Below are 13,306 nucleotides of genomic sequence, written 5' to 3'. Positions count from 1 at the left end.
AACACGGATAACTAAGCGCTGTCAATTTGGTCTGAAAAATAGACGGTATTAAGCATAAAACCAGTCCAATTTTTGGGTATTTGTTAAACAAACGTTGGTATAAAGCTATTTTTAATTAAAAAAAATGATAAAGGACTGGTTTTACAAGTTTGAGATACCATGCTAAGATGTGGGTGAAAACGGAAACACGAATTTCAGGTTAAACTGACCGGTCATTGATCTGGAAAAATCCAGTTTTCGTCAGAACTAAGGAGGGCTATACCAATGAAACATGAAGACATAGCAAAACAGATTATTCAAGACGTCGGCGGTGCTGAGAACATTAACAACGCATGGCACTGTATGACCCGTTTACGCTTTAACTTAAAAGACGAGAAAAAAGTCGACTACGCTGCACTGGATAAAATTCCAAAAGTCGTGGGCACCAAATATCAAAGTGATCAATTACAAGTAGTTATTGGAACAGATGTGGCTGATTACTTTGCACCATTAGCGAAGCAGTTAGGCTTGGATGAAAACAACCAGCAAGAAAATACCGAGAAAAAAGGCGCTGTTTCCTTATTCATGGATACTGTATCTGGCGTATTTGGTCCGATTGTTCCTGCGATTGCCGGAGCCGGTATGATCAAGGGATTGATGGCAGGACTCGTTGCTTTAAATGTCATCTCCAACCAGACAGATACTTACTTAGTGATTGATATGATTGCTAGTGGCGTATTTACTTTCTTGCCATTTTTTGTTGCCGCATCGGCTGCTAGAATCTTTAAAACCAATCAATATCTAGCGATTGCGATTGCTGCAACCTTACAATTTCCAACGATGACCAATGCGGTTGCTGAAGGAAGTATCTCTGCTTTTCGGCTGTTTGGCTTAGTACCCGTGCCGGTCTTTAACTATGCTGGAACAGTGATTCCCATCATCTTTGCCGTTTTAGCTTTGAGCTACATCTATCGTTGGGTAGATAAAGTGTTGCCGCAAGTCTTACGAACCGTATTTACACCGACGATTTCATTGTTTGTTGCCGGCTTGGTAACCTTAACAATCATTGGGCCAATCAGTATTCACTTAGGGAACTTATTAGCTGCAGGTGTTGCGGGCTTGTTCACTATTTCGCCAGTTTTAGCTGGTGTAGTAGTAGGAGCAATTCGTCCAATTGCAATCTTTACAGGCTTGCACCATGCGATGACACCTATTGCGTTGCAGAACTTTGCTAACCAAGGCTATGACATGTTGATGCCAATGATGTTCATGGCAAATATGGCCATCACTGGAGCAACAGCCGCAATATACACGAAAGTAAAAACAAAAGAAGAAAAATCAATTGTTCTATCTTCAGCGGTTTCGGGTATTTTAGGTATCACTGAACCAGCCCTATTCGGGATTTTGTCTAAATATAAAAAAGCTTTTATCGCCGCAACCATCGGAAGCTCAGTAGCATCTGCCTTCATCAGCTTCTTCGGCGTAAGAATTTACGGCTATATCTTATCCAGTATTTTCAGCTTGCCAGCCTATATTGGTGAATACTTTATCTTTGCGGTATTGGGTATCCTCATCGCATTAGTTTCATCTTTTGTAATCACCTACATGTTGGTGCCAAAGCAAGAGGATGAAGAAGTCGAGTTAACCAATGAAGTCGATTTACATGCCGTAGCTAAAGGTGATTACATTCCTTTAGAAGATGTGCCTGATGAAGTATTTTCAACTAAAATGATGGGTGAAGGTTTCGCGATTAATTCAGTCGATGGTGCCGTATTCTCACCAGTCAGCGGAACTATTACCACCGTTTTTCCATCTAAACATGCGATTGGTGTAAGAACTAGCAATGGCGTAGAAGTCCTAGTACACATGGGAATCGATACAGTTGCCTTAAATGGTCAAGGATTTGATGTTCTGGTTAAAGAAGGCGATAAAGTCACTGTTGAAACCAAGCTTGCTCAAATGGACTTGGAGTATATTCGCAAGCAAGGCAAGGAAACCATGATTATTGTCGTTATTACCAATATGGATCGGGTCCTTTCCTTTTCTGGGATGCGAGATCTGGAAGGTCAGCATCAAGCTGGGGCTCTGCTGGAACGTGCAGTGTTGAATTAATAGACAGGAGACAATCAAATGAAGCGAATGGAAATTTTGTCACGCTTAGAACAAGCTGGCGTTATTGCAGTAGTTCGAGGAAAAGACCAAGCAGAAGCAGTCAAGGTGAGTCATGCCATCATTGAAGGCGGAATAAAAGGGATCGAAGTGACTTTTACGGTCCCAAATGCACAAGTAGTGATCCAAGAATTAGTCGAAGCCTATCAAGGACAAGCAGTCGTCATAGGTGCTGGAACCGTGTTGGATGTAGTAACTGCTCGTTTAGCAATTATGGCGGGGGCTGAATTTGTCGTCAGTCCTAGCTTCGATGCTGAAACAGCGGAGCTATGCAACCTGTACCAAATTCCTTATTTGCCTGGCTGTATGACAATTACTGAAATGCAAAAAGCGCTGAAAAGTGGCGTAGATATCATCAAGTTGTTTCCAGGTAGTGCCTTTGGACCAAGTATCGTATCAGCGGTAAAAGCGCCGCTACCCCACATTAACCTGATGCCAACTGGCGGTGTTAGTCTGGAAAATATGGACACGTGGTTTAAAGCCGGAGTCGTTGCTGTGGGTGTAGGAGGCAATTTATTGGCGCCAGCAGCGGCCGGGAACTTTGCCGAAGTGACGAAGATTGCTGAACAATACGCTGCTAAACTAGCAGAAATTCGAGGATCAAACAATGGCTAAGATCGTATGTCTTGGTGAAATAATGATGCGCTTAACAGCCGAGGCTGGCACTCGTTTGAATCAAGCCAGCCAGTTGGCCGTTTATTATGGTGGCGGTGAAGCCAATGTGGCAATCTCGTTAGCTAATTACGGACATCAAGTCAGCTATGCTAGCAAAGTAGCAGATAATGCCTTTGGACAAGCCGTGAAAAATCATCTAAGAAGCTATGGTGTTTCAATCGATTTCTTACTAAGTGGGACTGGTCGATTAGGCACGTATTATGTGGAACAAGGGATCGGTCAAAAGGCGACGAAGGTCGTTTATGATCGTCAAGGCTCGGTCTTTGCATTAATGGATGAGTTGGAATGGGATCTAAAGGAGCTATTTGCAGGAATTGATGTTTTTCATGTCTCTGGTATTACCCCGGCACTTTCTGGGAATTGGCGGCAATTGACCCTTCAATTAATGCAAGCGGCTAAAGCGGCAGGCTGTAAGGTAAGCTTTGACTGCAACTATCGCCAAACGCTGTGGAGCCAAGAAGATGCGGGTGAATTCTTACAACAAGCTTTGCCCTATGTCGACTATTGCTCAGCAGGACGGCTGGATGCGATCTATTTGTTGGGAATTAAAGAAGTAGATGCCGAAGTCGCTCATTATTATCAAGCGATGCAGCAGCTTTTCCCTACTATTGACGTATTCTTTTCTACCAATCGCAAGATTCATTCCACTAGTGTAAACGAATTGCAGGGGACTCTTTGGTTTGAGGGGCAATGCTATACTTCAAAAAACTATGGGATTGACCCGATTGTCGATCGAATCGGTGGCGGTGATGCCTTTACAGGTGGCGTATTACATGGATTACTGTCGGGAAAAGCAGCACAGGAAACAATTGAATTTGCCACAGCTGCTTCGGTCTTGAAGCATTTCGTAAACGGTGACTGCAACCAATACACTGAAGCCGAAGTGATACAGTTTGCCAACAGTGATAGTGCCAAAATCAGTAGATAAAGAAACAGCAACCATTCCTCTGGCAATAGAGAGAATGGTTGCTGTATTTTTTAGTCAGAATCTTTCTTCTTAAACATCGGAGCATCTTTGTCTGTATAAAAGTCAGGATTGAACTCGTCATCATGCTTCACGCCCAGCAGCGAACTAAACATCGGACTAAAGCCGATGAGACCTAAAAGGATGGACAGTGGAATATAGAATCGTTTCTTTAGGTACCATTTTTGCTCGGTTTGTTTGGACATGTAAATCCCTCCTAGATGTATACTCTCAGTATAACAGGTATCCTTTGAATGGAGGAGTTCGTAAACGCTTGATAGTATCTTTTTGAGTTTCAACCTGCTCACCGATTGTATAATAGCTTTTAAAACATTTCGTCCAACAGCTTCCGAAGAGTCAATAAAATCAGTTCGGGAAGGATTCTCGGTCGTTTCAAGATGTTTTTAGTTGTATAATCATAACATGCGTTATGTTAAAGACGCTCGTGAACAATTTAGGGGAAATAAAAGCGCAAATGGTATACGCTCTAAAATAGAACGAAACCAGTTTAAATAATTACTAGCAGTTTAAGGAGTGGAATAGTTTGAACAAGTTGAAATGGTTTTCTGGTGGAAAAGAACGAAGAGATCAAGCAATCATTATTATTACCGATGTATTGAATGAGTTAACTAATGATCCAAAGAGCGAATCGCTGCAAAAGGTGTTAGGTGACTACAAGGATGAGTTGGAAAGAGATGGTGCAGCCGTTCCCTTAATTTTGAGTCGGATGAATATCGCTATTTCCAATGCAATTAGAAAAGATGGAATGGATCTGCCAAAGCATCAAGCAGATAAATTGAAAGAGTTAACCGCGCTATCTAACATTCGATAGGGTTAATACGCTGTAAAATGGCCGCTATCGTTATAAATACCTATACGTGTGATAAGCAGGAGCTGATTTTTAAGTTCCTGCTTATTTTAGTTGTAGAAAAATTAACAAGCTGGTTAAACCAAATTTGGGCGTGTTACGACTCTTTAGTAAAATAAATCGAAGCCCAAAAGCCATACAACATACATAAAAGCAAAATAAGCAGCGTCACAAAGAGAAAATGGCTTATCGGCATAAGAAAATTCAATACATTAAAAAATAGAAAAAAGACCAAGAAAAAACTACTAGCAAATAAGAGAAAAATCTTACCGCGACTTTGGAACTGGCTTTTATCTTTGAAGCGGTTATATAGGAAGCAGCCGATAAAGCCAAAGCGGTACTTGATCGATTTGGAGCTGTAAGGTTCATTAGGTGTATTGTTTGCGTTATTAGACAAGGTTCAAGCTCCTTTCAGTTGCTTATCTCTAGTTATAGCATAGTTGAAGGAGCTAAAGGGGGGAATATCTTAAAAAATGATATAATTGTTCTGAATCGTGGATACAAATTGTTTAGGACAAAAGTGTGAGGGGATATGATGAAAAAAATGGCAGGATTGCTGCTAGGAGTGGTTGTTTTAGTTTTACTTGTGTTCGTTGGTATAAGTTACAGGACAATTCATTCTGCCTCTCCAGATGATATAAGTCGTTCAAGTAGAACGTCTTCAACAAGCACTGAAGCGAATCGATCCACCACAAGCAGCTCGATATTGACTGAAGCTGGCAGCATTTTAGAGGGCTATTATTGGGAGGGCTACCTTGATCAACGTGAAAAAATTCAAGACCCTGCAGAGGTAGAAAACTACCACAAGCCATTATTAACCAGCCAATTAACAGATGAATTACAAAATCCAAGCTACTATTGGTATAGGCTAGATGACGTAACTACCGATGTTCCAAATGGGAGTTATGTAAGAGTGATGTATAAAGGTCCTATTCGGGAAGTTTATCCGGCGATTGTTTCTGATGTTGTAAAGGTTGAAATAATCGATTAACAGCTTGGCGAATTTGATCTGAGGAACGAAAATGCTCAATGAAAATAAGCATATGCAGTGTCCTAGATTTAGCTTAATTAGGACGCTGAATATGTTTTTTTATTTTTTAGAAAGTATAAGTTTTTCGTAATTGAAATAGTTGTAACAATAATATTAAGGGTGTCCGGCTTCACAAACTAGCTTGCCAGTTCCACTTTTCACAGTTCAAAAAAGCTGGTTTATCAGATAATCAAGCTATAAGGCGTATCAGGTTTGAATCGCTTAGTGGAATGGTATGTGTACGAGAATAAAGAGAATTTTTGCAGAAAATTCACTACCGCATTAAGGAGCTAACTTGCCAGTTCCACTTTTCACAGTTCAAAAAAGCTGGTTTATCAGATAATCAAGCTATAACGCGTATCAGGTTCGAACCGCTTAGTGGAATGGTATGTGTACGAGAATAAAGTGAATTTTTGCAGAAAATTCACTACCGCATTAAGGAGCTAACTTGCCAGTTCCACTTTTCACAGTTCAAAAAAGCTGGTTTACCAGATAATCAAGCTATAACGCGTATCAGGTTTGAACCGCTTAGTGGAATGGTATGTGTACGAGAATAAAGTGAATTTTTGCAGAAAATTCACTACCGCATTAAGGAGCTAACTTTGTCGGCACTAAGCGAAAATTGGGAGAAACTTGAGGAGCACCAAGTAGGTACCAATCAACATCAGCTCCTACGATCGCTGTGTTTCTTGGCAGTTTATCCCAATTTTAGTCTTAGTGCTCCAAAGCTGAGTGAGTTTGTGAAGCCTTTCTTAGTGTCGCTTAATCTATTTCGATCAGTTCATGCGTTTTGAAGTTCAAGCTCTCGAACTGCTCGTCGCCTTTCCTGACTTTTTTCATTAAGTAAGAGTTAGACAGAACTCTCATGGTTTCTTGCATCGAATCATAATCTCTTTTCGACATAACAACGATGGCATCTTCTGCGTTATCAGAAGTAACAATTATTGGTCCAGAGGCTTCATCATTTACTTTTTTTATATAGGTTGTTAGGTCTTTTCTAAAATTGGAATAAGTGATTGATTCCATAGTAAAAACCTCCTTTTGTATATTGTACAACAAATTAGAGGTTACATCAGTTGGATAAAAGTAGAGATTGCTTACAGTATATTCTTTCTTCTAGGCAGTTGCCAAAGAATCGTACATAATTTTTGGATGTGGGGCTCTTTAGCATTTGCAGTTAATTACCATTAGTAAGTTTTTTCTCAGAAATCATGTCAATTCTATTCATATTTTTTTTTAATTTGACTATTTTTACTTATCGGGAAATTAGCTTTTGTTGTTCATACGCATTTTATTCCGAAAAGTATGGGGCGGTAATCCTAACTCTATATTAGGACAAAAGTCTATTCTTTTATTATTTTAGGAGTTTGACTATTAAGAATCTCCTTGACAACTACTGAGCATGAATGCTAATCTTTTGGGTAGTCGAAAGCGTTTTACTTTAATTAGAAAACGATGATAAAACCAGGGTGGAATGGGGTGGGGAAATGATCTTAAACGTTGATTTCAATCAAACGATTCGTTATTACTGAACAAGTACTAAAATCTTAGCGTGCTCTAAGTCAGCAGGTAAAGAATTATTTTCTCATCCTATTCTATCCGATAAATAAACCGCTGTTCTCGGGGATCTTTGTGCCTAGTTTTTCTAAAGGCTTTTTTATGGCGTTCCGAGAATTCTGGCTTTTTTGATGTGCTCGAAGCTGGCGTCTTTTTTGAAGAGCTTCGTCCACTAACTGTTGAGTGAGAATAGATGAGAAAGCATGCTGTGGATTCGGGATGCTTTTTTCGTGTGCAACTCTACGCACTCAGAAGTGTAGATTCCCTTGTGAATTAATATACTATGTTTCAGTCGGAGTTTTTTTGTAATCAACAAATAGTTTAAATGGCTTTACTAAGAATAAATGAAAAATCAGAGGAGATGTTAGTGTTGAGAAAGTCAGTTTTGAAATATTTAATCGCACCATTTTGTATGCTTGTATTATTAGCCGGATGCGGAGGCTCTGGTGGGGAAAAAACCGATGGCAGCAAGGATGCAGCGTCTGGTAAAAAAGAGGCGCTTCATATTGCGGTTTCAGCGAATCCGCCTTCGTTAGATGCTCAAATCGCAAACTCTAATATTACTGCCCAAATTGGGTACCATATTTTTGAGCCGCTGTTTGCGATGGATGGGAATTTTGAGCCACAGCCGGTACTTGCTGATTCGTATGAAGTAAGTGAAGAGGGCAAAGTGTACACGATCAAACTTTTGCAGGGAGTCAAATTCCATAATGGCAAAGAGATGACCGCAGACGATGTGGTGGCATCACTGAATCGTTGGGTGAAAGATTCACAAAAAGCTAGTACATTGATCGGTGGTTCGGTGTTTGAAAAAGTAGATGATTACACCGTGAAGATGACTGCTAACGAAGCGGCATCTGATATCATTACAGTTCTTGCAAATCCGATTATGTTTGCGGCGATCTATCCTGCGGAAGTTGTAGCGGGCGCTGACGAAAAAGGTATCAGTGAATACATCGGAACCGGTCCGTATAAATTAGCCGACTGGAAGCAAGACCAATCTATCGAATTGGAAAAATTTGACGAGTACAAGGTTCGTGAAAATGCGACAACCGGATTAGCGGGTAAGAAAACAGCCGCTACTGACAAGCTTGTGTTTGACATTGTAACCGATGCGTCCACGCGAATTGCCGGTGCTAAGAATGGCCAGTATGACATTGTGGAAGAGGTTCCTCAAGACAACTATGAGGAGTTGTCCAAGGAAGCGAATCTAAAACTAGACGTTACTAAAGGCGGAACCCTGAATCTGTTCCTTAATACGACTGTAGGAATCATGGAAAAACAGGAGATGAGACAGGCTATATTGGCAGCACTTAATATGGAGGATATCCTTCTTGCCAGCTATGGAAACAAAGAGCTGTATGAAGTAAATCCAGGCTGGTTTAATCCAGACGATGCCCAATGGGGAAGCGAAGCAGGCAAAGAATACTACAATCAAAATGATTCGGATAAGGCCAAAGAATTATTGAAAAAGGCTGGCTACAACAATGAAAAGTTAGTCCTAGTAACTACTCCAGACTATCCAGAGATGTACAATGCAACACTGGTGGTACAAGAACAACTGAAAAAAGCTGGAATGAATGCCGAAGTAGAAAGCTATGATTTCAGTACCTTCATGGAGCATCGAGCAGACCCTAACCAAAATAGTATGTTTATCACCAGCAACAGCTACAATGTTCTACCGATTCAATTAACGGTACTAGACAAGACTTGGGCTGGAATGGATCGGCCAGAAGTAACGGATGGGATCAAAGCCATGCGTGCAGCGGATTCCCAAGAGGATGCCAAAGCAGCTTGGAATGAGCTGCAAGGCTTTATCTATGAATATGGCGGCGCAACTGTTCTTGGTCATTTTACTGGGGTGAATGTGCTCAGCAATCAAGTAGACGGCTACGAATATATGAGATTCCCAATCTTCTGGAATGCTACAGTCTCAGAATAAACGCTAGGTGCGGTGAGCTGCTACGGCGGCTCGCCGTTTTTTAAGAATGAAGAGAGTATAAGCATATTAGAGCAATGTTAACAATTTTCGGCTTCACAAACTAGCTTTGTCATATTGCTATGATTCACAAGGATTGTCTCAGCAGAGTGGATGAAGAACAGTACCTAATCGGTGCGCCAAATCTGAGCGAGTTTGTGAAGCCTTTCTTACAGAAGGAGTATATTATGTTTTCTTATGTAGCAAAACGAATACTGTCATTGATTCCGGTCTTGGTTATCGTATCAATTATCACCTTTTTGATCGTCTACCTGACACCGGGTGGACCCGCTACGGCTATTTTAGGAATGGAAGCAAGTCCAGAACAGATCAGTCAACTAAATGCACAGTTGGGCTTTGATCGGCCCTTTCTCACTCAGTACCTTGACTGGCTGGGAGGCATAGTACAAGGGAACTGGGGCGAATCCTTTTTCTTGCGGCAATCGGTGCTTTCGGCGATTGGCGAGTATTTCGGACCAACGCTTAGATTAGCAATTGCAGCGCAAATTTTTGCTGTAATTATTGCGATGCCGTTAGGGGTATTGGCCGCTTATAAACGGGGGACTGTTATTGATGTGGTGTCAGTTTCTATATCATTGCTCGGTTCAGCTCTGCCTGGATTTTTGTTGAGCATGTTTTTGATGCTGGCCTTTAGCGTCTACAACCAATGGTTCCCAGTTGCTGGCTATGCCGAGCCGTCTGCAGGCATTGGTGAACATCTAAAATACTTATTTCTTCCAGCTTTATCTTTAGGGATTGTGCAAGCAGCTTATCTAACCCGGATGATCAGGTCCTCGTTGTTAGAGGTGCTACATAAGAGTTTCATTCAAACCGCTCGAGCAAAGGGACTAAAGGAGAACCGAGTCCTCCTAAGTTATGGGCTGAAAAATGCAGCACCGGTTATTTTGACGGCAATTGGTCAATCTTTTGGCAGTCTTATTACCGGAACGATTGTTACTGAAACCTTGTTTAACATTCCGGGTCTTGGAATGCTCACAATGTCGGCCATCAATCGCCGGGATGTCTTTGTGATTCAAGGGGTTGTTTTATTTGTGACCTTGCTCTATGTATTGGTCAATCTGATCGTTGATGTGTTGTATGTATTTGTTGACCCAAGGCTGCAGCCTGGGCGCAAGTAGGAGGTGAGCGCATGTATTTAACTAGAAAAAGGATGTCTGAAGCAAGCATTGCCATTGTCAAAGAACAAAAACAGCTTCGCCGGGAGAAATTACTCACCAATCCAGCGCTCATCATCGGGCTGATTGGTTTTATGGCTATTTTAGCAGCGGCGATACTTATTCCCATCATAAATACGACTGATCCAAATGCTATGGCAGTGACGGAACGCTTTAATGCCCCTAGTACTGCCCATAGATTGGGGACAGATGAATTTGGTCGAGATATTTTGATCCGCTTGATGTATGGAGCTAGAGTCTCGCTGTGGGTAGGGGGTTCGGTGGCAGTCTTTTCTTGTGTGATTGGAACGATAATCGGCATATATGCCAGCTATTTCAAGCTGTTGGATCACATCTTAATGAGGATTTGTGATGCCTTGATTGCGATTCCGGGAATTTTACTAGCCATCTCTTTGATTACGACTTTCGGTACCTCAAGCTGGAATGTCGTCTGGGCACTGACCATTGTCTATACACCAAGTGTGGCTCGCACCGTGCGAGCCAGTGCGCTGGTTATTAAGGAACAGCCGTATATCGAGGCGGCAAAAGTCCAAGGCTTCAGCAGTTTTAAAATTTTATGGAAGCTAATGTTACCCGGGGTTATTTCACCGCTGACAGTACAGGCTTCCTTCATTTTTGCCCAAGCGATCATTGCCGAGGCCTCACTGAGCTTCTTAGGAGCTGGAATACCAGCACCGGCAGCAAGTTGGGGCAATATGCTGCAAGACAGCAAGCTGGTTTTCTCTAGAGCACCTTGGACCATGATTGCCCCAGGATTGGCAGTGATTACTTGTGTGTTGACCCTGAATCTTTTGGGTGATGGGATTCGTGATTACCTTGATCCAAGAGTACAAGGAGGGAACAAAAAATAGTGAATAAGTCAGCGGTAGAAGCAAAAAAAATAATAGAAATCAAGCGACTCAAGGTAAAGTTCCCGATTCGCCAAAAATGGCTTCCGGCAGTCGACGAGGTGGACTTAACCATTCATGCCGGAGAGATGATTGGGATCGTGGGCGAATCCGGTTCAGGGAAAAGCGTCATGTCCCAATCGATTTTACGACTACGCGATCATGATGCGGCCGTGAAATATGAGGGAGAAATTCTCTTTGAAGGCAACGATTTATTGCAGCAATCACTAAAGAAAATCCGAGAGATTCGCAGCAATGACATCTCCATTATCTTTCAAGATCCGTTAAACTCATTAAGTCCAGTGCATACGGTTGAAAAGCAGCTAAGTGAAGTGATCAGGCTGCACAAGCAGGTATCTAAGGGCGAGGCTATAAAACGCAGTAGGGACATGTTGAACCGGACAGGAATTCCTGATTCGGCAGCTTGCCTAAAGAAATATCCCTTCGAGCTGTCCGGTGGGATGCAGCAACGGGTGATGATTGCCATGGCGCTTGCCTGCGAACCCAAGCTGTTGATTGCTGATGAACCAACCACTGCCTTGGATGTAACGATTCAAGAACAGATTCTACGCCTCATCAAGAACTTGAACGAAACCATGGGCATGTCGGTACTTTTTATTACTCACGATATGGGCGCTGTTTCCAAGATATGTCATCGAATTAAAGTCATGTATCTCGGGCAGATTGTCGAGGATGCCGAAACCCAACAGCTATTTGAAGCGCCATTACATCCGTATACAGAAGGCTTGATTTCATGTATTCCGCATCTGAACACCAAACGAGGAGTGCCGCTGCCGACCATACCAGGAACTGTTCCGTCGCTTTCTGAGATTCCCAAAGGGTGTCATTTTTGTACCCGCTGTAAATATGCAGAGAAACGTTGCTTCTATGAACAACCACCGATGATTGAAGCTAAGCCAGATCATTTTGTGAAGTGTTGGAAATACGACGATTCTGCTGATGTAGGGGAGGAATAGGGATGGAGAATCATTTAGTAGAGATTAAAAATCTGCAAAAATCGTTTCCACTAAGACGACAAAAGTATGCCCCTTTTGGTAAGAAAGAGCAAATGTTGGCAGTCGATAACTTATCCTTTCATATAAAAGAAGGCGAAACCTATGGGCTAGTGGGCGAATCCGGCTGTGGCAAGTCAACAACAGGACGGATGATTGTGGGGCTGGAGAAGCCTAATAGCGGTTCGATTATTTATGGAGAAAAAGACCTAGGAACTCTGAATGACAAAGAATTCTTCCCGTTAAGGAAAGAGTTGCAGCTGGTCTTTCAGAATACCTTGTCTGCACTAAATCCAAGGCAACGAACTGGCAGCATTCTTGAAGATATTTTGAAAGTGCACGGCGTATCCGATGCAGCCGAACGTCGTGATCAAGCGGTTAAGGTCTTAGAGAAAGTCGGATTATCTGAATATCATTATTTTAGATTTCCTCATGAGTTGTCCGGTGGGCAGGTCCAAAGATTGGGAATTGCCAGTGCCTTGGTGAGCCAACCACGCTTGATTATCTGTGACGAACCCGTATCTGCGCTGGATGTCTCCATTCAGGCGCAAATCTTGAATACCTTGATGGAATTGCAACAGGACTTACGACTAAGCTTGCTTTTCATTTCTCACGATATTGGCGTGATCCGTTATATTTCTGATCGAATAGGTGTCATGTATCTGGGCACTCTAGTAGAAGAAGCAGATACAGATGAGCTTTTTAACCATCCGCTGCATCCCTATACCAAGGGACTGCTTGCTTCGGTGCCCGATCCTTATACTCAGAATCAAGAGGCTCCCGACTTTAACGGAGAGCAGCCGGTTAGAACAAGTGATTTTAAAGGCTGTGCAATTTGCAGCAGGTGCCCTTTTGCGCTGGACAAATGCGCTATGGAGACACCAGAGTTTTTGGAGCTGTCTTCTAGTCATAGGGTGGCTTGTCATTTGTATGATGAGTGATGTTGACAGTTCATTAAATAGTCCAAGTTAGAAGCTTCTCAACGATGAG

Annotated in this window: 12 protein-coding genes; 10 read left to right on the top strand and 2 right to left on the bottom strand. The window is 42.1% G+C overall.

Going from position 1 to position 13,306, the window contains the following annotated elements:
- The first annotated feature begins 264 nt into the window (after positions 1-264).
- Genes IGI42_RS08255 through IGI42_RS08245 form a run of 3 tightly spaced genes read left to right on the top strand, consistent with a single transcriptional unit; the run spans position 265 to position 3,751 of the window.
- Complete coding sequence (locus IGI42_RS08255) at positions 265-2,091, top strand: glucose PTS transporter subunit IIA (protein WP_438715354.1); 1,827 nt, start codon at positions 265-267, stop codon at positions 2,089-2,091.
- Positions 2,092-2,109: 18 nt separating this feature from the next.
- Positions 2,110-2,763, top strand: a complete 654-nt coding sequence (locus IGI42_RS08250) for a bifunctional 2-keto-4-hydroxyglutarate aldolase/2-keto-3-deoxy-6-phosphogluconate aldolase (protein ID WP_438715352.1) — start codon at positions 2,110-2,112, stop codon at positions 2,761-2,763.
- Positions 2,756-3,751: a sugar kinase gene (locus IGI42_RS08245; protein WP_438715351.1), complete on the top strand. Its 996-nt coding sequence runs from the start codon at positions 2,756-2,758 to the stop codon at positions 3,749-3,751. Before IGI42_RS08250 ends, IGI42_RS08245 begins: the two co-directional genes overlap by 8 nt.
- 50 nt (positions 3,752-3,801) lie before the next feature.
- Here IGI42_RS08245 and IGI42_RS08240 read toward each other — a convergent pair whose 3' ends face one another.
- Complete coding sequence (locus IGI42_RS08240; RefSeq protein WP_438715350.1) at positions 3,802-3,993, bottom strand: hypothetical protein; 192 nt, start codon at positions 3,991-3,993, stop codon at positions 3,802-3,804.
- A 338-nt stretch (positions 3,994-4,331) separates the two neighbouring features.
- Between IGI42_RS08240 and IGI42_RS08235 the strand changes: the two genes are divergently transcribed.
- The gene (locus IGI42_RS08235; RefSeq protein WP_438715349.1) at positions 4,332-4,619 is read left to right on the top strand and encodes a bacteriocin immunity protein; all 288 of its coding nucleotides are present in this window, start codon (positions 4,332-4,334) and stop codon (positions 4,617-4,619) included.
- 580 nt (positions 4,620-5,199) lie between these two features.
- Positions 5,200-5,646 carry a hypothetical protein gene (locus tag IGI42_RS08230; protein ID WP_438715348.1) on the top strand — a complete coding sequence of 149 codons (447 nt, stop codon included), beginning with the start codon at positions 5,200-5,202 and terminating at the stop codon, positions 5,644-5,646.
- Positions 5,647-6,447: 801 nt separating this feature from the next.
- On the opposite strand, the gene IGI42_RS08225 is transcribed toward IGI42_RS08230, so the two are convergent.
- Positions 6,448-6,711 (bottom strand): type II toxin-antitoxin system Phd/YefM family antitoxin, encoded by a 264-nt coding sequence (locus IGI42_RS08225; protein ID WP_438715346.1) that lies wholly within the window; start codon positions 6,709-6,711, stop codon positions 6,448-6,450.
- A gap of 892 nt (positions 6,712-7,603) precedes the next feature.
- Here IGI42_RS08225 and IGI42_RS08220 point away from each other — a divergent pair.
- The 5 genes from IGI42_RS08220 (at position 7,604) to IGI42_RS08200 (ending at position 13,257) form a co-directional block, all read left to right on the top strand.
- Positions 7,604-9,184: an ABC transporter substrate-binding protein gene (locus IGI42_RS08220; protein WP_438717027.1), complete on the top strand. Its 1,581-nt coding sequence runs from the start codon at positions 7,604-7,606 to the stop codon at positions 9,182-9,184.
- Positions 9,185-9,408: 224 nt separating this feature from the next.
- On the top strand, positions 9,409-10,359 hold the full coding sequence (locus IGI42_RS08215) for an ABC transporter permease (RefSeq protein ID WP_438715345.1): 951 nt from the start codon (positions 9,409-9,411) through the stop codon (positions 10,357-10,359).
- Between the two features lie 11 nt (positions 10,360-10,370).
- Positions 10,371-11,267, top strand: a complete 897-nt coding sequence (locus tag IGI42_RS08210; protein WP_438715344.1) for an ABC transporter permease — start codon at positions 10,371-10,373, stop codon at positions 11,265-11,267.
- Positions 11,267-12,280 carry an ABC transporter ATP-binding protein gene (locus IGI42_RS08205; RefSeq protein WP_438715343.1) on the top strand — a complete coding sequence of 338 codons (1,014 nt, stop codon included), beginning with the start codon at positions 11,267-11,269 and terminating at the stop codon, positions 12,278-12,280. The genes IGI42_RS08210 and IGI42_RS08205 overlap by 1 nt, the downstream gene beginning before the upstream one ends.
- 2 nt (positions 12,281-12,282) lie before the next feature.
- Complete coding sequence (locus IGI42_RS08200) at positions 12,283-13,257, top strand: ABC transporter ATP-binding protein (protein WP_438715342.1); 975 nt, start codon at positions 12,283-12,285, stop codon at positions 13,255-13,257.
- The last annotated feature ends 49 nt before the right edge of the window (positions 13,258-13,306 follow it).

Source organism: Enterococcus sp. AZ109 (genome assembly GCF_051714625.1).
GTDB lineage: Bacteria > Bacillota > Bacilli > Lactobacillales > Enterococcaceae > Enterococcus_A.
The sequence above is the reverse complement of the archived record's forward strand: the minus strand, read 5'-3'. Positions and strand labels throughout refer to the sequence as shown.